The sequence below is a fragment of the Moritella marina ATCC 15381 genome (assembly GCF_008931805.1).
Taxonomy (GTDB): domain Bacteria; phylum Pseudomonadota; class Gammaproteobacteria; order Enterobacterales; family Moritellaceae; genus Moritella; species Moritella marina.
The window spans coordinates 2,444,980-2,468,075 of record NZ_CP044399.1 but is presented as its reverse complement, the minus strand read 5'-3'; the positions used below and the strand labels follow the sequence as shown (position 1 = coordinate 2,468,075).

20 protein-coding genes, 1 tRNA gene and 1 pseudogene are annotated in these 23,096 nt (G+C 40.3%); 13 read left to right on the top strand and 9 right to left on the bottom strand.

All coding sequences use genetic code 11. The features are described 5' to 3' along the window. Positions 1 to 374: 374 nt before the first annotated feature. Both nrdG and nrdD read right to left on the bottom strand, forming a co-directional pair. Positions 375 to 881: an anaerobic ribonucleoside-triphosphate reductase-activating protein gene (gene nrdG / locus FR932_RS11105; RefSeq protein ID WP_019442672.1), complete on the bottom strand. Its 507-nt coding sequence runs from the start codon at positions 879 to 881 to the stop codon at positions 375 to 377. A gap of 83 nt (positions 882 to 964) precedes the next feature. Next, a complete protein-coding gene (gene nrdD / locus FR932_RS11100; protein ID WP_019442671.1) occupies positions 965 to 3,100 on the bottom strand; it encodes an anaerobic ribonucleoside-triphosphate reductase in 2,136 nt (711 codons plus the stop codon). Between the two features lie 307 nt (positions 3,101 to 3,407). On the opposite strand from nrdD, the gene FR932_RS11095 reads away from it, so the two are divergent. The 5 genes and pseudogenes from FR932_RS11095 (at position 3,408) to FR932_RS11075 (ending at position 6,792) form a co-directional block, all read left to right on the top strand. Beyond that, positions 3,408 to 3,498: transfer RNA gene (locus FR932_RS11095), tRNA-Ser, on the top strand. A 156-nt stretch (positions 3,499 to 3,654) separates the two neighbouring features. Beyond that, positions 3,655 to 4,170: a TlpA family protein disulfide reductase gene (locus FR932_RS11090; RefSeq protein WP_019628801.1), complete on the top strand. Its 516-nt coding sequence runs from the start codon at positions 3,655 to 3,657 to the stop codon at positions 4,168 to 4,170. Between the two features lie 131 nt (positions 4,171 to 4,301). Next, positions 4,302 to 4,514 (top strand): DUF4266 domain-containing protein, encoded by a 213-nt coding sequence (locus FR932_RS11085; RefSeq protein WP_017220395.1) that lies wholly within the window; start codon positions 4,302 to 4,304, stop codon positions 4,512 to 4,514. Further along, positions 4,505 to 5,809, top strand: a complete 1,305-nt coding sequence (locus tag FR932_RS11080; RefSeq protein WP_019442669.1) for a DUF3570 domain-containing protein — start codon at positions 4,505 to 4,507, stop codon at positions 5,807 to 5,809. The genes FR932_RS11085 and FR932_RS11080 overlap by 10 nt, the downstream gene beginning before the upstream one ends. A gap of 143 nt (positions 5,810 to 5,952) precedes the next feature. Then, positions 5,953 to 6,792, top strand: a pseudogene (locus tag FR932_RS11075) (FAD:protein FMN transferase). A gap of 47 nt (positions 6,793 to 6,839) precedes the next feature. Here the strand turns inward: FR932_RS11075 and FR932_RS11070 are convergent. Then, positions 6,840 to 7,793 carry a D-2-hydroxyacid dehydrogenase gene (locus tag FR932_RS11070; protein ID WP_019442666.1) on the bottom strand — a complete coding sequence of 318 codons (954 nt, stop codon included), beginning with the start codon at positions 7,791 to 7,793 and terminating at the stop codon, positions 6,840 to 6,842. A gap of 240 nt (positions 7,794 to 8,033) precedes the next feature. On the opposite strand from FR932_RS11070, the gene trpS reads away from it, so the two are divergent. From trpS to FR932_RS11055, 3 genes are read left to right on the top strand one after another with little or no spacing between them, the layout of a single operon-like run. Then, positions 8,034 to 9,092: a tryptophan--tRNA ligase gene (gene trpS, locus FR932_RS11065; RefSeq protein WP_019442665.1), complete on the top strand. Its 1,059-nt coding sequence runs from the start codon at positions 8,034 to 8,036 to the stop codon at positions 9,090 to 9,092. 13 nt (positions 9,093 to 9,105) lie between these two features. Next, positions 9,106 to 9,417 (top strand): cupin domain-containing protein, encoded by a 312-nt coding sequence (locus FR932_RS11060; protein WP_019442664.1) that lies wholly within the window; start codon positions 9,106 to 9,108, stop codon positions 9,415 to 9,417. Positions 9,418 to 9,468: 51 nt separating this feature from the next. Continuing rightward, positions 9,469 to 9,927 (top strand): GNAT family N-acetyltransferase, encoded by a 459-nt coding sequence (locus tag FR932_RS11055; RefSeq protein ID WP_019442663.1) that lies wholly within the window; start codon positions 9,469 to 9,471, stop codon positions 9,925 to 9,927. Positions 9,928 to 10,005: 78 nt separating this feature from the next. On the opposite strand, the gene FR932_RS11050 is transcribed toward FR932_RS11055, so the two are convergent. Beyond that, entirely contained in the window at positions 10,006 to 10,677 is a 672-nt protein-coding gene (locus FR932_RS11050) for a LysE family transporter (RefSeq protein ID WP_019442662.1), read from the bottom strand. A gap of 87 nt (positions 10,678 to 10,764) precedes the next feature. Next, complete coding sequence (locus FR932_RS11045; RefSeq protein ID WP_019442661.1) at positions 10,765 to 11,604, bottom strand: AraC family transcriptional regulator; 840 nt, start codon at positions 11,602 to 11,604, stop codon at positions 10,765 to 10,767. A 368-nt stretch (positions 11,605 to 11,972) separates the two neighbouring features. On the opposite strand from FR932_RS11045, the gene FR932_RS11040 reads away from it, so the two are divergent. Continuing rightward, on the top strand, positions 11,973 to 13,253 hold the full coding sequence (locus FR932_RS11040) for an SLC5/6 family protein (RefSeq protein ID WP_019442660.1): 1,281 nt from the start codon (positions 11,973 to 11,975) through the stop codon (positions 13,251 to 13,253). A 110-nt stretch (positions 13,254 to 13,363) separates the two neighbouring features. On the opposite strand, the gene queC is transcribed toward FR932_RS11040, so the two are convergent. Beyond that, positions 13,364 to 14,092, bottom strand: a complete 729-nt coding sequence (gene queC / locus FR932_RS11035) for a 7-cyano-7-deazaguanine synthase QueC (protein WP_019442659.1) — start codon at positions 14,090 to 14,092, stop codon at positions 13,364 to 13,366. A 295-nt stretch (positions 14,093 to 14,387) separates the two neighbouring features. Here queC and FR932_RS11030 point away from each other — a divergent pair, with 295 nt between their 5' ends. The 3 genes from FR932_RS11030 (at position 14,388) to FR932_RS11020 (ending at position 16,178) form a co-directional block, all read left to right on the top strand. Further along, positions 14,388 to 15,002, top strand: coding sequence for a tetratricopeptide repeat protein (locus FR932_RS11030; RefSeq protein ID WP_019442658.1), 615 nt, complete (start codon positions 14,388 to 14,390; stop codon positions 15,000 to 15,002). Positions 15,003 to 15,087: 85 nt separating this feature from the next. Beyond that, complete coding sequence (locus tag FR932_RS11025) at positions 15,088 to 15,282, top strand: DUF4250 domain-containing protein (RefSeq protein WP_019442657.1); 195 nt, start codon at positions 15,088 to 15,090, stop codon at positions 15,280 to 15,282. Between the two features lie 119 nt (positions 15,283 to 15,401). After that, positions 15,402 to 16,178 carry a M48 family metallopeptidase gene (locus FR932_RS11020; RefSeq protein WP_019442656.1) on the top strand — a complete coding sequence of 259 codons (777 nt, stop codon included), beginning with the start codon at positions 15,402 to 15,404 and terminating at the stop codon, positions 16,176 to 16,178. Positions 16,179 to 16,181: 3 nt separating this feature from the next. On the opposite strand, the gene FR932_RS11015 is transcribed toward FR932_RS11020, so the two are convergent. The 3 genes from FR932_RS11015 to FR932_RS11005 all read right to left on the bottom strand — a co-directional run bounded on the left by FR932_RS11015 (position 16,182) and on the right by FR932_RS11005 (position 20,017). Beyond that, the gene (locus FR932_RS11015; RefSeq protein ID WP_019442655.1) at positions 16,182 to 17,537 is read right to left on the bottom strand and encodes a DUF1214 domain-containing protein; all 1,356 of its coding nucleotides are present in this window, start codon (positions 17,535 to 17,537) and stop codon (positions 16,182 to 16,184) included. Positions 17,538 to 17,736: 199 nt separating this feature from the next. After that, the gene (locus tag FR932_RS11010; RefSeq protein WP_019442654.1) at positions 17,737 to 19,146 is read right to left on the bottom strand and encodes a BamA/TamA family outer membrane protein; all 1,410 of its coding nucleotides are present in this window, start codon (positions 19,144 to 19,146) and stop codon (positions 17,737 to 17,739) included. A gap of 112 nt (positions 19,147 to 19,258) precedes the next feature. Continuing rightward, a complete protein-coding gene (locus FR932_RS11005; RefSeq protein ID WP_019442653.1) occupies positions 19,259 to 20,017 on the bottom strand; it encodes an MBL fold metallo-hydrolase in 759 nt (252 codons plus the stop codon). Positions 20,018 to 20,442: 425 nt separating this feature from the next. On the opposite strand from FR932_RS11005, the gene FR932_RS21805 reads away from it, so the two are divergent. Then, positions 20,443 to 23,052 (top strand): cytochrome c peroxidase, encoded by a 2,610-nt coding sequence (locus FR932_RS21805; RefSeq protein WP_019442652.1) that lies wholly within the window; start codon positions 20,443 to 20,445, stop codon positions 23,050 to 23,052. Positions 23,053 to 23,096: the final 44 nt, after the last annotated feature.

Below are 23,096 nucleotides of genomic sequence, written 5' to 3'. Positions count from 1 at the left end.
CTTATTGTTTTTTTGTGTCATGCTATGGGTTATCGATTAATGTGAAGACAATAAATATTCATACTTTTGTTTTAAGTATGATAAAAAAGTGATGTTTATTCGCCACATCGACAGGCTATTTAGTGTGATTAATGTCAAAAATAATTAATTTTAAGTGACTTTTTAAGGAGAGGTTATTAAGCTCTCAACCTATCTAATTAATCAATAAATAGTGTGCTCTAGGACTTTAAGATTAGAATATTTGTTCCATACTCAATTTGTATCACTAAAGTATTAAATTCTGAATTTAACTTTTTTACAATTTATAATTTTTAAATTCAATATTTTCTTGTGATAGCGGTATCAGTACACTTTTTACTATGATTAATACGTATTTATTTCTCGATGCTATATATAAATCCGCTAATACGCTCATTTGGACTAATAGTGATAATACGTTGATTGCTACTACCTCTAAACTTGAGTGCTGGATCAGATAGCTGCTGTTCAAATTTACCATCCACTAGATAATCGACGTATTGCATTATCCTTTTTTGTTCGGGTGTTAATTGCTCTATGGTATAACCAGTCCATAACCATATATTTTTCCCAACGCATTCTTTTTTAACTCTTTTTACCAGTTTTAGTATGCAGTCTAAATTACTTGGATAAAGGGGATCACCACCGCTTAAGCTTAGACCCTTACGGCGTATACGTGGATCGTTCAAGTCATTAATTATTTTGTCTTCCATTGCTTGCGTAAAGACAGATCCATTACGTGGCGACCAGGTTGATTGGTTATAGCAACCTTTACATTGATGCTCGCAACCACTGACAAATAGCGTGACACGCGTACCAGGGCCATTGATCACATCAACGGGATAATATTGGGAATAATGCATAATGACTCTTAAACGCTAGCCAATGAGCCATTGACTAGCTAGTTAATTAAACTGAGGTCGGACGAGTTGTCATTGTTTACATATTATAAATGTTTAACGCGGCGTTTTACTTCTTCTTGTTTACCATCGTTAAAGGGACGCGCATCGGGACTGCCTAGATAACCACAGACTCGACGGGTCACTGATACCTTGGTAATATCGTGATTGTCGCATTTAGGGCAAGTGAAACCTTTACTGGTACAGCTAAACTCACCGGTATAACCACATTCGTAACATTCATCGATGGGTGTGTTCGTGCCGTAGTAAGGCACACGTGAATAGCTGTAATCCCACACATTTTCTAACGCTTCAATGTTGTGCTGCATATTAGGGTATTCGCCATAACAGATAAACCCGCCGTTACTGACTGCAGGGTAGGGCATTTCAAAATCAATTTTATCGTATGGGTTAACTTGCTTCTCAACATCTAAATGGAAGCTATTAGTGTAATAGCCTTTATCTGTCACGTCTTTGATATCACCAAACGTGATCTTATCTAATTTAGCAAAACGGCTACACAGGTTTTCACTCGGTGTTGCATATAAGCTGTACGCATAACCGCTTTCTGCAGTCCATTGTTCAGTGCTAGCTTTCATGTGGCTAAGCATAGCAATGGCTTTTTGCTGTAATGCTTCACTATCATAAGGGTGAGTGGCATTACCAAATAGTGCATTAATCGCTTCGTGCAAGCCGATGTAGCCTAAAGAAATAGAGGCGCGGCCATGCTTGAAAATATCTAATACGTCATCATCAGCATTGAGTCTAACGCCGCAAGCACCTTCCATATAAAGGATAGGGGCAACACGTGCTTTAACCCCTTTAAGACGTGAAATACGGGTTTCGAGCGCGCGTTTGCATAGGATTAAGCGTTCATCTAATAATTGATAGAAACGTGATTCATCACCTTTTGCTTGAATGGCAATACGCGGTAAATTAAGGCTCACAACACCTAAGTTATTACGGCCTTCATGAATTAGTTCACCTTGCTCTTCATAGGTGCCTAAGAAACTACGGCAACCCATAGGCGTTTTAAACGAACCCGTTACTTTAACTACTTGCTCATAATTTAAAATATCTGGGTACATGCGTTTAGTTGAGCATTCCAATGCCAGTTGTTTGATATCGTAGCTTGGATCTTCTGGTTTATGGTTTAGGCCATCTTTAATGGCAAACACCAGTTTTGGAAAAACTGCTGTTTTATGGTTTCTGCCTAAACCGGCAATACGATTTTTAAGAATCGATTGCTGAATTAAACGTGCTTCCCAGTTTGTACCTAAACCAAAGCCGAAAGTCACAAACGGAGTTTGGCCATTTGCGGTGTGCAAGGTGTTAACTTCATATTCCAATGATTGGAAGGCATCGAAACATTCTTTTTCAGTACGTGAGCGTGCAAACTCTGCTTTATTTGGTATTGACCATTCTTCCGCTAATAACGTATTTTTATCAAAACTCGCGGTTACGTACGGGGCTAAAATCTCATCAATACGATTGATTGTGGTGCCACCATAAATATGGCTGGCTACTTGCGCAATGATTTGTGCGGTAACGGCGGTTGCTGTGGTGATTGATTTTGGTGTTTCAATTTCAGCATTACCCATTTTAAATCCACGCGTCAGCATGCCATCAAGGTCGATTAGCATGCAGTTAAACATCGGGAAAAATGGGGCATAATCAAGGTCATGATAATGAATGTCGCCAGCTTCATGCGCATGGACAATATCGCGAGGTAAGATATGTTGCTTGGCATAATGCTTGGCAACAATACCAGCGAGTAGGTCACGTTGAGTCGGGATCACTTTACTGTCTTTATTGGCATTTTCATTCAACAGTGATTCGTTACTCTGCTCAATAAGGCCTTTGATCTCGTTAGTCAGAATACTTTGTGTTTCACGAGCTATGTCACGTTGATGACGGTATTCGATGTAAGCGCGGGCAATGAGCTTGTTGCTTTCTTGCATCAATACATCTTCAACGGTGTTTTGGATGGTATGGATCTCAATGGCGTGTTCGCTAGAGACATCTTGTTGGATCAGTATTTGATGTACTTTATTTGCCATATCGACCGCATAATCACGGCTTTCTTGTTGCACTGACTTAGCTGCAGCGAAAATAGCGTCTTGTATGCATTGAATGTTGAACGGCACTCGACAACCATCTCGTTTGATGACAAATAGATCCACAAAATACTCCTTCAGTTTTAAATTGACATTATCATGAAATACTATATATAGGTGTTGATTTAATCAACGGCACAATATGTAGTGTATTAGGCTTGAAGTTTGTTTTTGATTCATTGATTTTGATCAATAATTATCACGCCAAAATAAGGGATTAATAAGGGACGTATTCTCGATCAATAAATGGCGTAATTGTGCTTGTAAGTTTATTTTTGAACGATATTTAAACGCAAACTAACCAGCACTGTGTTTATGATGAATAAAGCTTTACAACTTCAAGAGGTTGCTCTAATATTCGCTCCATTGCTGCGGAGGGGTGGCAGAGTGGCCGAATGCACTGGTCTTGAAAACCAGCAGGGGTTAATAGCTCCTCGAGAGTTCAAATCTCTCCTCCTCCGCCATCCATTCAAGAGAACGCTAATTGATTACTATTTATAGTAACTGGTTGGCGTTTTTTTATATCTATTTTTCACATAATTGACATTTTTTTCACTAATCCTCAGTTAACTTCATTATTATAGCCAGACATCTATTCAGCCTATTTGAGAATGCAGTTTATGAATCTATCTATCTGTCATCGTCTTCGCGATTTTTTTATTTCGACTTCTATTATTATCAGTGTTGTTTTTTCCACCGCAGTATTTGCTGAGAATAGTGCCAAACTTGCCCCTGACTTTTCATTACCCGGTGTTGATAATAGCCAAATAAATCTTGCTGATTATCGCGGTAAAGTGGTATTGGTCGATTTCTGGGCATCGTGGTGTACGCCGTGTATTCGTTCGTTCCCATGGATGGATGAAATGGTTGAAAAATATGGCGAGCAAGGTTTTGAAATTATCGCGATAAATATGGATCAAGAAGCCATTCTCGCGAAGAAATTCTTAACTCGTTATCCAAATAAACTGACTATCGCCTTTGATCCACAAGGTGTGGTGGCTGAGCAATACGAAATCATGGGCTTACCAAATTCGTTTATACTTAATAAACAAGGCGAAATTGTGTATAAGCACGTCGGTTTTAGGTTATCAGAATTAGATAAATATGAAGCAGAGATCTTGTCGTTATTACCGTAATAATGAGAACTGCTAGAACACCATTGATAGAAGTAAATTGATAGAAGTAAATGAATAGTCATAACTTATAGAAAGCATTTATATAAGTAATTTTTTATAAGTAATTGTTTATTTAATGTTTGGAGCGGCTTGTGAGACGGATTTTATTATTAGCCTGTATATTGAGTTTAACGGCCTGTTCATCACTCGGGGTAAAACCTTGGGAGCGTGATTTACTGGCTAAACCAGAAATGCAGCTTGCAGAAAACCCAATGGAAATGGGATTTGACGACCATACTTACTTCAGTAAAGAAGGTTCGAGTGGTGGTGGTAGTTTTGCTGGTGGAGGTTGTGGATGCAACTAAAGTGCAAGCGCCAGAGTAAATCCTTCGCTAACATTTCGGTGGCCCTTGCCGCTGCGACATGTGCACTTGTGGCACCAGCCGTGGCTGAATTGTCTACACCCGAACTGTCTAGCCCTGAAGCCTCTGAGTTTGATAGCTGGGATGTCGATCTCGGATTGCTGATTTATGCCGAAAGTGACGACCAAGTACAAGCTTATGAAGGTGCACTGTCTATTACCAAGCAAATAGATGACGAGCGTAGTGTTAATGTTAAAGGTGTGATTGATGTGCTGACTGGTGCGTCACCTAATGGCGCTGTTGCTCAAAACAGAGCGCAAACTTTCACCCGGCCTTCAGGTAATGGGGCTTACACCACGGCTGCAGGTGAAACCCCACTAGATGATACTTTTAAAGATACCCGCGTTGCCCTCAGTACTCAATATCAACAACAAATCAATCGCCTGTGGCTTTATTCTGGTGGCGCAAACGTGTCTAAAGAATACGATTACCTTGCGTTATCGATTAACAGCGCCCTGGCGCGTGATTTTAATAATCGTAATAGCACTGCATCGTTCGGTGTTGCTTATGCCTACGATACTATTGAACCGGAAGGTGGTATTCCTAATCCTGGAGTGTCTGTCGATGACATTGATAATCGCTTAGAAGACAGTGAGACAAAGCAAACATTGGATTTACTGCTGGGATTAACGCAAGTGATTAACCGCCAGACGCTAATGCAATTTAATTATTCGATTAGTGATGTTAGTGGTTATCAAACTGACCCGTTCAAAATATTGTCAGTGGTTGATAGTGACGGTTGGGTAAATGATTATGTTTATGAAAACCGTCCTGATCAGCGCATCAAACAAAGCTTATTTTGGCGCAGCAAATATAACCTGCAACCGTCTGGACAAGTGCTGGATGTCAATTATCGCTATTTCTGGGATGACTGGGGCATGGCTTCTCACACTATAGATAGCAAGTGGCGTATGCCGCTGGCGAACAGCCACTTTATCGAACCGCATATCCGTTATTATAATCAACAAGCCGTAGACTTCTATCAGGTTTATCTTGATGAAGGCCAGCCAATACCAGAATACATGACTGCTGACTATCGCTTAGGCGAATTACAAACCTATACCGTAGGGCTGAAATATGGCTTACCTATTGCAGGTAATGAATTCAGTGTACGACTTGAATATTACCTGACAGAGGTTTCGGGTGATGAATCATTGGCCAAAGGTGCAGGTATGTCAGGTGTGGATCTGTATCCAGACAAAAGCGCGGTTATGCTGCAGAGCTTCTATCGTTTCTAATCTCGTGTCTCATTCCGCTCTCGTTACTGATACGGTTTTAATGTCGATATGAATATGAATATGAATAGGAATAGGAATAAAGTTTGATCAAAGCTTATAACTTAACGCGACAAGCTGATTACTGGATTGGTGAATTCGCTGTGATGGCGAGCACCTGTCAAATATTGTTGGATGATGTTGATGCCGAGCAAGCGGATAATCTGGTTGCGCTAGCCTATGCAGAAGCAAAACGTATCGAATTAAAATACAGTCGTTTTCGTGATGACAATATTATTGCGCGTCTTAATCATGCTAAGGGTAGGGCTGTACAGCTTGATGACGAAACGGTGCTGTTGATTAATTTAGCGGATTTATGTTTTCAACTCAGTGACGGATTATTTGATATTAGCTCTGGGGTATTAGGCAAGCTCTGGCACTTCAAGCAACAAACACAGTTACCGAGTAACGCTGAAATTAATGCCTTATTACCGAGTATCGGTTGGCAGCAAGCGCAATGGCAAGCACCGTTATTAACCTTGCCTGCAGGCATGCAAGTTGATCTTGGTGGTATTGGCAAAGAGTACGCGGTCGATAAAGTCGCGCAGTTATTACAACATGAAATGCAATAACAGCAAATCAACAGTGCTTTTTTGGTTAATTTTGGTGGTGACATTTACGCCAATAAATTACGTCGTGATGGCGCTGCTTGGCAAGTCGCTATTGAAGACCCAAAACACCTTGGTGAAAGTAAACTCATAGTGAGCTTAGCCCAAGGAGGGTTAGCGAGTAGTGGTGACAGCCAGCGTTTCATTGATGTTGGTGGTCAGCGTTATAGCCACATCTTAAACCCTCAAACAGGTTATCCCATTGCTGGTGGACCTGCTCAAGTTACTGTCTACGCGCAAAACTGTGTGCAAGCGGGTATGTTGGCAACCGTCGCGTTATTACAAGGCGAGTTCGCTGAAGACTTCTTGAAAGCGCAAGATTGCCGTTATTGGCTGTAGTTCTCTATATAACGAGAAAAATAACGAGACTATTTATAACGACCAAATCAAACTTGGTTTTGTGGTGTGCCAGCAACGAACTGTTCGATATTATTTATTAACTGCTCCGCTAATGTTTGAATCGCCGAGTCAGAGCCCCAAGCCACATGTGGGGTTAAGATCAGATTCGGTAAGTGTGCATTAGCAATCAATGGATTGGTGTCATCTGCAGGCTCTTGGGTAAATACATCCACACCCGCACCGGCAATTTGTTGATTAAGTAATGCATCAACCAAGGCATCTTCATCAACTAATCCACCGCGACCTGTGTTAATTAATATGCTGGTATTTTTCATCAATTTTAATTCGTCACTGCCAATGAGGTTATGCGTCTGCTCTGCAAGTGGACAATGTAGGGTTAGTACATCTGCTTGTTGTAAGACTGATTCAAACAGAGTGTAGCCTTCACGACATTTATTCGCCCCTTTACGCTCAGCAAAAAGTACCGTCATGCCCAGTGCTTTGGCTAATGTTGCCACTGCATTACCTAGACTACCTTTGCCAATAATACCTATCGTCGACCCTGAAATATCAGAGATAGGGTGGTTAAAGAAACAGAACTGTTTTTGCTGCTGCCACACACTCGCTTGAATATCTTGATGATAACCAACGAGGTTACGTTTTAGTGCCAACATCATCGCAAGCACATGTTCTGGTACGGAATTAGTGGCATAACCTTGAATATTACTAACGATAATGTCGTGTTGGCGACAATAGTCTAAATCGACATTGTTGGTGCCCGTTGCTGCAATAGCGATCATTTTCAATTGTGGACACTGACTTAATACTTGTGAATTTAAAATCACTTTATTAGTAATAACAATACTCGCACCTTGTAACCGTTCTACCACTTGTTCACTTGTTGTTGTCGCATATTCTTGCCACTGGCATCCAATATCAGGTTGGGGAATAGTGATGTGTTCTGGGATTGTAGAACGGTCGAGAAAGACGATAGTTTCCATGCAAGTAAATCCATTTTTAAGTTAATGCTGAAAGTAAGCCTAAATACCGCTTGCGATAATTTTAACAGGCTGATACTTTGAATATATGAAATTAAACCTTATTTTTAGCCTTATCACAACATATTGGTGGCACTCTCTTCTATAAGAGCGGTGTTGAATACTTTTGTTCACAGATCGCCGGATGGCAGCTGATGAGTAAATCGTAAGTATGTCTCCGGTAATTTATTTTGGAGATACACAATGAAAAACAATCAATCAATAGCTTTAAACCAAGCACTTCATTCAAACTCAAAAACTGATATTAAAGAAAAAATTCTCACTGGTGATCGCGCTACAGGCTCTTTGCACCTTGGCCATTATGTCGGTTCCTTACAAAAACGCGTTAAACTACAGCATCAGTATGAACAAACTATTTTAGTCGCTGACATGCAGGGTCTTACTGATAATGGCCATAATCCGCAAAAAGTATCATCAAATATTCTCAATGTTGTCGCGGACTATCTTGCCGCAGGCATCGATCCATTAAAAACCACGATCTGTTTACAATCAGGGATCCCTGCACTCGCAGAGTTAACTATGTATTATTCAAACTTAGTGTCTATTTCCCGTTTAGAACGTAATCCAACGGTTAAAACTGAGATCAAAAGTAAATCATTTGGCCGCTCTATTCCTGCTGGTTTTTTAACATATCCAATTAGTCAGGCGGCAGACATTACTGCATTTAAAGCTACGTTAGTACCTGTGGGTGAAGATCAGTTACCCATGTTGGAACAGACCAATGAGATAGTCAGAAGATTAAACCATATTGCCCAGCAAGACATTTTAGTCGAATGTAAGCCATTATTAAGTAAGGTTTCACGTTTACCGAGTGTCGACGGTAAAAGCAAAATGTCTAAATCGATGGGCAATAGCATCATGCTAAGTTCAAGTGAAAAAGATATCCGCAAAGCGGTGAAAGCCATGTATACAGATCCGAATCATTTACGTGTGTGTGACCCAGGGAAAATCGAAGGCAATGTGGTATTTACGTATTTAGATGCATTCCATCAAGATCAAAACTATGTGGCTAATTTAAAAGCGCAATATTCCGCCGGTGGTTTAGGTGATGGCACCGTTAAGAAGATCTTAGAAGAATGTTTACAAGATCTGCTAAAGCCGATTCGTCAGCGCCGAGAAGAATTCATCGCAGATCGCTCACAGCTAATAGCGATCTTGAAAGCAGGAACAGAACGCTCTCAAGATGAGTCTAATGAGGTCTTACGTCAGGTAAAAAGTGCCTTTGGTTTAAATCTGTTTTAAAGGATGATTAAACATGAATAACATTTTTGATTCGATACCCGCAGATCTCAGTAGTGAAGTATTTGAAGATCTCGTTAGCAGTGACAAGGTTAAAATAGAACGCATTATTTCCAAAGGGCATACCTCTCCAGACTTTGGTTGGTATGATCAAGAACAGAGTGAATGGGTTATTGTGATTGCAGGCAGTGCAGTTATCGGTTTTGATGACAAGCCCTCGGTTACGCTGAAAGCGGGAGATTACCTTAATATCACTGCTCATCAAAAACACAAAGTAGCGTGGACAGATCCTGATGTTGAAACTATCTGGTTAGCAGTGCATTATTGAAGGCTCACGTTAATTAGCCAACTGTACAGAAGACTAGCAAAGGGAACTGAAATGGAAATTCGAATTGATGATTTAACAGGTAAAGAAGTCGCGCAGTTATTACAAGAGCATCATCAAGATATGCTTGATCATACGCCTGCTGAAAGTGTGCATTCGTTAGATATTAGTGGATTAAAAGCACCAGATGTGACGTTTTGGAGTGCCTGGATTGAGGGGGAACTTGCAGGCTGCGGTGCGATAAAAGTCATCGAATCAGGACATGCAGAGTTAAAATCAATGCGCACATCGAGCACCCATTTACGACAAGGTGTTGCTCAGCGATTGCTGACGTATATTATCACGGCTGCTCAACAGCAAGGGATCACTAAAATGAGTTTAGAAACGGGTACGCCTGATTCATTCATCCCTGCGCAAAAGTTATATCGCGATTTTGGTTTTAATGAATGTGCGCCGTTTGCTGACTATTGTGAAGACCCGTACAGTCTGTATATGACGAAAGAATTAGGTTAGTGGCTTTAGCAGCCTTGATAATATCTCGATATGCTCAAGTTACGGTCAAGGCGCTAAGCTCATGGCATTAAATATGACTTAAATAGTTGTTTCGCTAAAGACCATCACGCCTTCAAGTAAGTTGTATATGATCGCACTTGAAACCGTCATAAACAGTAAACCGGTAACCAAGTTGATTGCCGGTGCGGCTTTTTGTACACGCGTTTGCACCGCTGGTTTTGATAAAATTAATGCGATAAATACAAACCAAATTAACGATAGTACTAACATGATAACGGTTGCGACCAACTTCGTCATAAGGCTCACATCTGGCGTGATCATGGCCGAGAATAAGATGATGAAAAACACCATACATTTCGGATTTAATAAGTTAGTCCAAAGCCCTCGCATGAAGCCTTGTGTAGGTGTTAATTGATTTAACTTTAGCTGGTTACCATCGACTGATACTTTTGCCTTCCAATGCTGCAAAGCCCCTTTGACTGCGCCAAACCCCATCCATGCGAGGTAACTTGCCCCCATCATTTGTACGATCATATACAAGGTTTGTGAGCTCTTAATAACGAGACTCACACCAGTCAAACTCAACACTGTATGAATTAAAATAGCAATCGAGATACCAACAGCAGAAGCGATAGCCGTGTTGCGAGATTCTTGGCTCGCCAGTTTTACCACTAAGGCAAAGTCAGGGCCAGGGCTAGCGAGAGCAACAGCGTGGATAATAGCGAGAGATAACAGCAGTTCGATGTTCATTGATAAACCTTAATATAGTAATTATGTCGCTATATTGCAGTGCCAAAGAAAATCATTATAGGAAAAAATTGCAGTGATAGCTTAAATCTACAGCACACGACGCTGAAAATGAGATGGGGTAATGAGGTAGGCATTTTTAAATGCTTTATTAAAATGGCTTTGGTCAAAGAAGCCAACTTGATAGGCGACATCGGATAGGTTTCCGCCTTTCATTAATGCTTTCTTGGCATATTCTAAGCGTACTCTTTTTAAATAAGCGTGCGGTGTCATGCCCATTGATTGTTTGAATTGGCGTAAAAACTGAAATTTACTGAGATCTAAGTTTTGTGCTAATGCATCTAATTGAAATGATTGACTTGGTTCATCATGAAACAAGGTTCTGATGTAGTTTAACTGCTGTGTAGAAAGCTTTTTTGTCGAGGAATATTGTTCTACAGGTATTCCGCCATTATGGATAAATAACTCGGTGATAAAAGCGATCATGGTGGTTTCAATCTGCAATTTAAGGCGACCGCTTTGCTCTGTCGTTAATAGCTGATGTAAGTGCAAAAATGCATTTGATAGTCGCGTATTGTTAACTAAAGGCGCATTAAAAAAGGTTTCTGATTGATTCATTTCACGGCTAATAGCATTAACATAATCAACAGGTAATGCCATAACATGGGATTGATAACCACCAAGCGTGATATTGTCGCCGTTATGGGCTTCATCAGGGTTTAAAGTTGAGATGAAACCGGGCGCAAGGTGATACACCTTACCTTGGTGGCTATATTGCTGACAACCGCTAGTGACAATACCAATATGATAATCGAGGTGTACATGGCGCTCGAAAGAAAAGTTTTCAACATTCGCTGAGCTTAACTCAATATTAGGCAGGATAGGGTTGTGCCAATATTCAATTTTTTCTTTTTTTTCATTGGCACTCATCTACACGCTCATATTTTTAGATATACGGTTTTATTCACATGGGCTAAGCCATTAACGATCTATATTAACAGCTAGTGGCCAGTTGATTATAGTAAATAATTGCATTGTTTATTGAGGGTTATGAGCTAAGCAGCGAAATATCATTATCATTATGATGATGTTATTTCATAACCATATGTGAACTGGTACCTATAAAGTTGTAAATTTGATGTGATGTATGTTGTGTTATGGTTAACAATACTTTACATCGTTATAAACCCTCTGTATTGTCCTTGTCACTGGTTTTTGTGCTTTATGTAGTTAAGGTATCTATATTATTGTCGTAAACCAGGTAAATACACTGCATTGAATATACCAAGGATTAATACGTGTTAAATATTAAAAGTAGTCAATCTCATTCTCAATCTAATTCATCTTCTTATTCTAATCCAGTGTCTTCTCGTTGGAACGCACATGATACCAAGTGGACGCTTAGTTTATTTGGTACTGCTGTAGGTGCTGGCATACTCTTTTTACCGATCAATATTGGCGCTGGTGGATTTTGGCCACTTATTATTATGGCTTTACTTGCTGGCCCGATGACCTTTTTAGCGCACCGAGGTTTATCCCGATTCGTGCTGTCATCGAAAAATCCTGACGCGGACTTTACCGATGTGGTTGAAGAGCACTTTGGTCCGAATGCGGGTCGTATTATCTCTGTGCTTTATTTTCTATCTATTTATCCTATCTTACTTATTTACGGTGTTGGCCTAACCAATACGGTCGATAGTTTTATCGTTAATCAACTTGGTCTCGCTTCTCCTTCACGTGTGTTGCTATCGGGTGTATTGGTTGCTGGTATGGTTGGTGTAATGATGGGAGGAGAAAAATTAGTACTCAAAGCGTTTGAGATAATCGTGTATCCCTTGGTGCTTATACTGGCTGGTCTATCAATCTATATGATCCAAGATTGGCAAGTGCCTGACGTATCAATGGCAACAGATATGGGGGAATTTTCACGTACATTATGGTTAGCAGTACCAGTGACTGTTTTTGCATTTAGCCATGCAGCGGCTATTTCTAGCTTTACGACGGCACAAAAACGCCATTATGGTCACCAAGCAGGGCTAAAATCAGAACAGATCCTGAAGCGTACTTCGATTATGCTTATTTCGTTTGTGGTGTTTTTTGTTTTTTCTTGTGTGTTTAGTCTTACACCTGCGCAGCTACTTGAAGCTAAAATACAAAATATATCGGTGTTATCGTATCTTGCAAATGTGAAAGATAATGCCTTGATTGCTTCTTTGGGTCCTTTAATCGCTTTCATTGCTATTACCTCGTCATTCTTTGGGCATTTCTTAGGGGCGCGAGAAGGGCTAAGTGGACTGATACGTAAACAAGTCAACATGAAACCTGCGGCGATCAATAAGCTGACTATTTTTATATTGTTTACCAGTATCTGGGCTGTTTCAGTGATGAATCCAAGTATTTTAAATATGATGGAAATGTTTTCTGGCCCGGTTATTGCGATGATTTTGTTTGTTATGCCGATGTATGCGATACATAAAGTCGAAGCATTAGCTCAATACCGTGGCGCGTTAAGTAACATCTTCGTGATGACGATGGGGTTGATTGCAATATCAGCGTTAATATTTAACGTGTTCTTATAAGTATGACGGAATAATAAAAGAAGGGAATGTCAGTTTCTTGGAGAGGACTCAATTGCATATGTGTAAATGACACGGCAATTGAGTCTTAGCTGCTTTATTGCTACAAACAGTTATGAGGTAGCTTTAATATTCGCTAAACGTGGTAACTTGCCTTTTAGTGCGGTGATATGCAATGTCTTGTTAGACAGATAATCATTCAGTCCATTGTTACGTAATAGACACGCAGGGCAATCGCCACAACCTTTACCAATAACACCGTTATAGCAAGTCAGTGATTGGTGAGTAACAAAATCAAGTTCATCATGCAAGTCTGCAAGTGCCCATGTTTCTGCTTTGTTTAGCCACATTAAGGGGGTTTCAAATTTAAACTCTTTTGCCATGCCTAAGTTACAAGCTTGGTTAATTGATTTAATAAATTCATCGCGGCAATCAGGGTAGCCAGAAAAATCTGTTTCACATACACCTGTTATCACTGTATTAGCACCCACTTGATAAGCATAGATACTTGCTAAAGTCATGAACAAGATATTACGGCCAGGGACAAATGAATTGGGTAAACCATTATCCATGAGTTCATGGGAAACTGCGATATCGTCACGTGTTAACGAGCTAATCGCTAATTCACCTAGCAGATCAACATTAATTATTTTATGGTTTTTAACACCGAAATAAGCAGCTGTTTTTTTCGCTACTTCGATTTCTTGGCTATGACGTTGACCATAATCAAAGGTAATACAGTCTACGCTGTCATAACGTTGCAGTGCATCTACTAGGCAAGTCGTGCTGTCTTGACCACCACTGAATACTAATACGGCTTTGTTTGCTGTCTGCTGTGACATTTTTTATCCTTTTATCTATTTTTGTCGCGCTTTAATGAGGCGATAATAGCATAAGAATGTTTAAATAAGGTTAAATCGGTTGTTAAAATCGCTTAAACAATTGTCTGGGAGTGGTTAAAAAACAACGGCTAAATCGCAACTATGCAGGAGGTATTAGTTTCGGTAGAATGTAATAACTGCTGTATATAAACATAGGTGTATTACATTGTCGTTATATGTCAATTCATCCGTATAGCTGTTAATTCTATCAGTCGGCTTTTGCTGACTTTTTGTTTTTTTATTGGTAAGCACAAGCATGTCAAATAATAGTGAAAACGCGCAATTAAAACCACAAGACCGTGGTTTACAGATTATCTCAGAAGCAGAACAGGGTAGTCCTTTTTCTCAACTTGCTGCTGCGGATATGTGCCATGCTCGAGGCCATTTTGATGACGCTTTTTATTGGTATAGCATCGCTGTTCGTTCATTTACCAGCAACCCGACTGCCTATTCAGCAGAAGTCATTAAGTACGAATTATCTGCCGCGGAATGTAATCTTGCTGGCATGTTTTTTAATGGCTTAGGTACTGACACTGATAAAATTCAAGCATTTAAATTATACGCAGAGGCGGCGCGTAAGCGTTATGTTAAAGCACAAGTGCAATTAGGTATGATGTATGTATACGCTGAAGGTATTCAGCAGCATTACGGCTTAGGTTATGCGTGGCTTAACGCTGCACAACTTAATGGCGAAGATCGTAAAGATATTAAAAAAGTACTGAAAATGATCGAAGCTAAAATGGATCGTAAAGCGCTGGATAACGCGCGTAAAATGTCAGAGCAATGGATTGATGAAGCTATTTTGGAAAAACTTGCGCAGCGTAAGAAAACCCGTTTTTCTTTCATCAGCAACTGGTTTAAAAAATCATAATCAATTAATTTGCTCACCTTAGCTGTGAAATTATCTCCATTCTTCTAAACTTAAGTTATCTGTAAATTATTCATAGGTGATGAAGATGGATTTAAGTAATTTCGAACAAATGGATACTGCGATCTTACTCAGTATTGTGAATGAGAAACTACGTTTAGAGTGTCCTGATTTACATGATCTTTCTGCAAGTTATGATATGCCATCGGAAGCCCTCGCGGATAAACTTGATACCTTAGGTTATCACTACGACACAAAAACGAATCAGTTTAAAAGCTTTTAGCGCTGAGCCTATCTTTTGCATTTTACTATTGCTAAAACCCTCCTTATACTAGCCTGATACTATTAAATAGTAGCTATTAATAACAGTTACTAAAAAACAACAGCCAATATGGAGGGCGCATGTTTAAAAAAATCTTACCTTTAGCGATATTATCATCTTTAATTGTTGGGTGCACAGCATCGCCAACAGGCCGCAATCAAGTGTTATTATATTCATCTGGTGACATGACGCAGTTGGGCGCGCAATCATTCGAGCAAATCAAACAGCAAGAAAAAATCAACACAGATCCTAAGGTGAATAATTACGTGCAATGTATCGCTGATACACTCACGCACTATGTCGATCAATCGACTCACTGGGAAGTCATTGTTTTTGATAGCCCACAAGTGAACGCCTTTGCATTACCGGGTGGTCATATCGGCGTATATACCGGATTATTAAAAGTCGCTAAAACACCGTCTCAACTTGCCGCAGTAATGGGTCATGAGATCGTGCACGTAACCGCAAATCACAGCAACGAACGTTTATCGCAATCGAAGATCACTGGTCTTGGATTACAAGTGACAGACTACGCCTTACAAGATCAAGCTTATAAAGATACGGCCATGCAAGCGCTAGGTTTAGGTATTCAATATGGCGTGGCATTACCGTATGGGCGAACACAAGAATCGGAAGCGGATATTGTCGGTTTAGAGTTAATGGCGAAAGCGGGGTTCGACCCACAAGAAAGTGTAGCGTTATGGCAAAATATGGCTGCAGCATCAGGCGGAAATCAACCACCTGAATTACTATCCACGCATCCATCACACGATACCCGAATTAAAGATTTACGTAAGGCTATCGCTAAATTACCTGCTGAATATCGTCAACCGCAAGAGTTAAGCTGTAGCTTGTAGCTATTACCATGTTTGATAACGCTTTGCAGCATGTTGCTGGCGCTGTATTAATTGCTGTTTACGTTGCTCAGTAGTGAACATTGGAATGTCTGCAGGTAAATGCTGACGCAACTCACTGAGTTTAACAACGGTTGTTTCTGGTGTTGTCGAAGTAATTACCTTGTCATCAACGCCACTTTGAATACGTAACATCAATACACCCGTTGGCGTGCTGCTGGTATCAACCCAATCTTGGATGCCGGGATCTTTTGGTGATGCCACGATGTAATAATAACCATCCGCGCTCTTATATGCTTGGGCTTTGCCATTACGACCCCAAGAAACACTGCTTTGTGTGTTTACCCAGTCTGGTGATGCAGCCCAATAATTCATGGTATGCAGACCATTATAGTCAGATTCAATTTCCGGTAGTTTAATGATCATTGCTTCATCGTCTTGCAAATCATAATGACCTAGGCTGTTATATTGCCCCAGAATACCAATATCACCTGTTGGACGGAATGAAATCAAGGTGTTCTCTGGTAACCATGAAATTTTATCGGCAAAATCAGGCCAGAATGTACCTTGGCGTTTTACCATTGATGTTGCATTGTGGATACGCTCTGTTAATGCAGTTGCACTAGACGGTTTACTTGCAATACCTTCGCTACCAAGGCGCTTAATGGTAATGTTACCCGCTGACTCGATATTCCAATTAGCATGGGTATAACGGGCAATCACAATCAAATCTTGCTGCTGCTGTGGTAATTCCATCCAGTTTCCGGGTACTTTATCCTTACTCAGGGTAACGCTAAAATTACCGTTAGCATCAAACGTCATGTGATTATCGTCAAGTACTGAAACCGCACCTTGTGGGTTTGCCGCTTCAAATAATTCTAATAAGAAATCTGCTGTGGTACCACGATTACCTGTGATGATATAGACATTCTCACCGTCTTTATTACTGACATTGGCAGCGCGGTAATATGTATCTGGGTTATCAATACCGATGCGTTTACCTGGATCAAGTAAGTTACGGAAATGGGGATAGCTACCATCACCACCTGAGATTGCACCACTCATCGCCGCATTGGTTATTGCAGATAATAGTTCATAAGCTTCAATACGATGTTGTGGGTCGCGCTGGTAAATACTGCTATCACGGAACTGTTGTTCGACATCACCAAGGGTGGCGTAAAATTCAGCCCAGGCTTGTTCTAATGCTTGTTGGTCGGCAACTTCACTTTGTGATGGGGTGTCAGCAGTGTTGGCGCATGCAGTGAGTAGTCCTGCAAGTAATAAATTACTAACCATCTTGGTATGTCGAGGGCTAATCAAATTCGTTAGCATATGTTTAAATGAGATAGTGTTAAGTAACATAGGGTAAATGATCCTATTTTTTCAATGGCGAAATATAATGATGATTTACTACAGGCCTGTTTCCATACAGTATTTAGCTATAGCGGTATATACTATTTAGTACAACAACTTAGTACAAATATTTAGTAAAAAAGTTTAGTTCAACAAGCTATGAAATGTGCAGATTGATAGCTTGTTGATACGATGTATTGGTACAGTATTAAAAAGCTTCTGTGAAATTAAAGTAGAAACCGTTACCAAACTCACTCATGCCTAAATCTAAGCGGATGTTCATTTTTGGTTGGATCTGATAACGATAACCAACACCGTAGCTGACAAACAGATCATCAGACAGTGTATTTAGGCTCTCACCGACACCACCAATACCAGACCATAACGTCATGCCGTGATTCGACGGTAATCCATTAGCGCGGCTAAAGGTATGACGCCATTCAAGCGTTGTTTCAAAGGCTGTGTTATCAATAAATTGACCTTTGAAAATCCCACGCATTGAATTGGCACCACCCAAGGTTGCAAGATCATAAAAAGGTACATCACCTTTCGTTGCTTGGAACTGGGTAAAGCTAGCAATCGTATTGGTTGGGTTAAAGCTGTAATAAGATCGGAACTCAAAATTCGCTTTGTAATAGTCACTATCAGAACCAATTTTTTCATTAAAGTTCAAATAATTGGCTTTAAAATAAAGACCTTCTTTGGCATTCACTGCAAAATCACGAGAATCATATTCCAGCACTAAACCTAGACCTAATGTGAATGGCTTGTCGGCATAATCCTGAAAATCTTGGTCTGCTAAGATGTAATCTGATTGCTCAGTCACTTTCACGTAGTTCATTTCAGCGTTGGCACCAAAATACCAGTCACCAAAGAAACGATAAGCAAGGCTACCGATATATTCACCGCGATTAGCGTCATACGTGGTGTCTTCACCCATTTCTACTGTCGAGCCTTTATCATAACCAACACCAAAGTATTGTGATGATTGCTGGCCAAAATTGACGACACCTTCGTATTTCGAATTATTTTGGTTAAAGAAGATGTTTTGTTTTGATTGAAAACCATAACCCATGCTGCCATTACTCGGGAAATTGACCATCATAAACCCAGTGATACTTGAGCGTTGTAAATCAATGTCGTTACGGTCTGTGGTAAAAGAATACAAACCACCACCGGCCAATAAAGCACCTTGTTCAGGCGTATAAGCAGGGCCACCTAATAGACTAAACATGCTATCGCCATTCTTTTCACGTAATGGTTTGATGGCATAATCGAGATCTTCAGCGTATTGGCTCAATACTGCTTTCTCTTCGCTGTCTTGGGCGTGGTCAGCTAAGTTACTGGTATAAGCCTGGGCGTCATTATAATTGGCAATAATTTGCTGCACGTCATCTTCAGATTCATAGCGCGGTAATTCTGCATACAAAGTGGGTAATTGGGTTCGCTTTGCGGCAAGCAAGGTATCTGGCGATGGTGTCGTTAATTGAGTGGTCAATCGCGTTTTGATTTCGCTTGCTGCTTGGCTTATCTCTTCAGTTGAAGGGATCGGATTTGTTGCACAACCGACAACGGAAGTGATAGAAAGTAATAATATCGTTGGATTATGCAATTTCATAATAACACCACTAAGAATTTTAGAGTGGCGATAATAATGCCTAGATAGGGTTCAACATATATTGTTTATGATAAAAAAGTGCTAAACGAAATATTTTAAAAATCTTTATTGTTTACTGTCTGTTTTTATAACTAATTTTTTTCATAAGCTTATTTTTAATTACATTTACAACCGTAAGTGGGTGATTAGTGCTCTTATCAATCAATAGCTGAATATCTTCGGCGCTTATTTTTGTATAGCCATCGTGCGCCATTAAAATTTGGGTGATGTTGAGTTGTAATAATTTGTTTAATGATTGCTTGTAAGCATCGGGCTGATAGATAGGGAAAGGTGAGGTAAATTTATTACGCAGTTTTAAGATCATGTCACCGATATACATCTGCTGTGTAGGTTGGTGTAAAAATGATAAATCACGGTCGGTATGCCCCGGAGTAAAATGTACCATCCACTCATCAAATTCTGGTACTGGGGTTTGATCATGTAAAATAATGTCGGGTTTAAGATGCGGGTGATAATAAATATTCTGCCATTTTTTACCCTTACGACGTGCCACATATAGCGCTAGCATGATATCAATGCTATGGGCGAATCGACCTTTTAAACCTTGATACCACTGTTTTTTGAAGCCTACTGATGCAATACGACAACCCAATTGCTTTCGTAATAAGTGCGCACCACCAGCGTGGTCAGGGTGCATATGTGATATCAAGACTAGTTTTAAGTCGTTGATGTCACGCTGAAGCGTATCGGTAATGAAGGATTTTATGACAGGTACATCACATCGACAGCCGCCATCAAGTAGCAATAGCTTGTCTGGGTATTCGACTAACAAAATAGTTTGAATATAACCTTCGATATGGTGTATTTGCATGAATAAATCGTCCTTTTAATTCGGCTTTACACTGTGTTATACAGGGCCCCTAGGTGTTACGCTAATGATTCACTATTGTTTATTTATTTAACATTACTTAGGTGTTAATTCTTTTTAAGTCTATAAAACAAAATAAAATAAATTAAATTGGCGTTAAGTACGAAGTATTTAATATTTAATACTGTATAACTTTTTTGTATTCAATGAGTAATCACGATGTCTTCATTAATCATTGAGGCCTGTATCACACTTCTGATTGCTGTTACTGCCATTTTATCACTTTGGTGACTGAGCTAATTACATTATTTGGGCTAAATTAACTATTGGAATGAGGGTTTCATCGCTGTTGATGTTTAATTCACTTCCATAATAACAATATCAAATTTTATATATTTGGAATCATGAAGAATACAACGGGGTGGAATATGAAAAAACGTTCAATATTTGCCAAACTTGTCACAGTCCCATTAACGATGATTAGTTTTATTTTTCTAATCGTTGGAACGTCGGTTAGTGCAGGAGTCCTAGAAGAGCTTATTGTAGGATTACAAGATCAAGACATTGAAAAAGAGGATTTATATAATAAACACCAAACTCAAAGTGCCGATCTAAGACTGCAACTTGAGGACGTTAGAAATACACAGCCAGTGGATAAAGCTGAAGTCACTGCTTTGCGTCAGCAGATTCAAGCATTGGGCAAAGAACAGAAGGCTGAAAAGAGTTTGTTAGCAGCTTTGCATAAGCGTGATAAGAGCAAGCTTAAACTTGATATTCGTCGAGCTAAAGGTGCAGTTGAAGCACCTGAACCAGATCATGAATTCAATGCTCTGCTTGAACTAGTTGATGGCGCTAACATTGAAGATGCTGATGGTGTTCCCGTCGGTGGTGAAGTGGGTATTGCAACATTTGGTAATAGATACGATATTGAAGTTGTCATTGCTGGTATTACCTCCGCGCAAGAAGTTGAAACGATAGAGCTTCAAAATTGCACCACAGGGGAGTCATTTTTGAGTTTGGATTTGTCAGATCGAAAATTACTGGGCGAAGTGATCACTGGACCTGAAATTCCGCCACAGCCAGTGCATTTCATTGTTGGACCGCCTGAACCGCTACCGGAACTAAGCTTACTTAAATTTAACCTTCGACTTAAAGATGCAATGTTGACTGCATTAATCGATGAAAACTTATGTGCGCCAGTGGTATTCACTTCTCATGTAGTATCACACCCTGATGGCGCTATAACGGGTAGCTTTATCGATCACCTTCGCTTTGAAGCTCTAGAGTATCTTCTAGATCCTTCATTTTTACCTGAACCTGTAGTCGTAAACCGTAATTTTGAGACGCAAGGTTCGCTTTCCGATCTTGTTGTCGCTGATAATAAAGCCCTTGAACAACTGGGTAAAGCCTTATTCTGGGACGTCCAAGTAAGCTCAGACAATAAAGTCGCTTGTGGTAGTTGCCATAGTTTAGCTGGCGCCGATTGGCGTACTAAAAATCAATTTACAGAAGGTCCGGGTAATTTACTGGCGACACTTTCAAGCTTTCCACTACCGAATGGCTCGGTGTTAGGGTCTCAAGGGGTCATAAATGAGGAATATGTGGACATCGTTCTGGGTGATAGAGATTTGTGTAACAGCTTAGGCGATGACTTCAGACAGAGAACAGGCAGACAAGCACCAACAGTCATTAATTCTGCGTTTAATGTATTCCAGTTCTGGGATGGTCGTGCGCATCGATTCTTTAATGGCGAAAATCCATTTGGACCTGCAGATACCGACGCAGGTGTTTATAAAGCAGTGGGTGGTGTTAACGGTTCGATTGTAAAAGACACTGATTTTTTGGTTGATATATCAGCTTTAGCGTCGCAGGCTACAGGCCCTGCTACAAGTCACGTAGAAATGGCATGCGGCCCGGATGACGGTATTCGCTTTTTCCCTCAGATTGCAGCTAAATTGTTTGATGGTGCTGTAATGCCGCTAGGGTTACAAGGTGTGCATGCAGATGATAGCTTACTTGCTGAATTTGCCAACACAACAGGCACTAACAAAGGACTTACAGTTAATTATCAGGCTCTAATCATGGACGCTTTCCAAGAACAATATTGGAATAGTGTAGACACAGTGTCGTTGGATGATCCGAAAAAAGGTTATGCTGTGGATTACAGTCTGATGGAAGCTAATTTTTCCTTCATATTCGGTATCGCAGTACAGGCTTACGAGCGAACGCTACTTTCGGAAGACAGTAAGTTTGATCAATTTGCCCGTGGTGAAGTTGATTTGACCGAGAATGAGAAAGAAGGCTTCAGTCGTTTCCTTAGTGGCGGGACTAGCTGTAACGAATGCCATGATGGACCATTGTTTACTACGGCGACTCTGCAATTTCAGTTAGCAGAGCCTGTCGAAGCGATGCGATTAGCTAACTCTCAAGGTATGGGACTTTATGACTCAGGGTTCTATAATGTTGGTGTTACTGCAACAGAAGAAGATTTAGGACGAGGACGAGAAGATCTGCCATTTGGGCTCATTTCATTATCAGCACAATCAAATAATGGAGACGATTCACAGTGGCCTCATTTACCACTTCTTTCGGCTAGTGAAGCGAAAGCACAAGTTAAAGGTCATATGAAAGTTCCGACCTTACGTAATATCGAGTTAACAGCACCGTACTTCCATAATGGTAAGTATTTGACGCTGGAAGATGTTGTGGCTTTCTATACACGTGGTGGTGACTTCCCTGGTAATGAAGATTTGGATCCTGCTATTAGGCCTATTGGTCAACTGTCAGGAAAACCTGGTCGACAAGCGAAAATAGCCGCGTGGATGCGTACACTAACGGATGAACGTATTCTTCGTCGAGCCGCTCCGTTTGATCAGCCTGAAATAGAGGTTCCCAATGGTCATATATATAATGGCAGTGGATATGACGATGATATGGTTACGTTAGAAGCAACTGGGGAAAATGGCGCGACTCCTCCGCTCTTCGAGACCTTCTTCGAAAGAGTAGGTGGAACAGTACCTGATATCATCGAAGATTAGCAAGACTAAAAGCGTGAAGAGTAATCACTAGCAGGTAAAGCTGG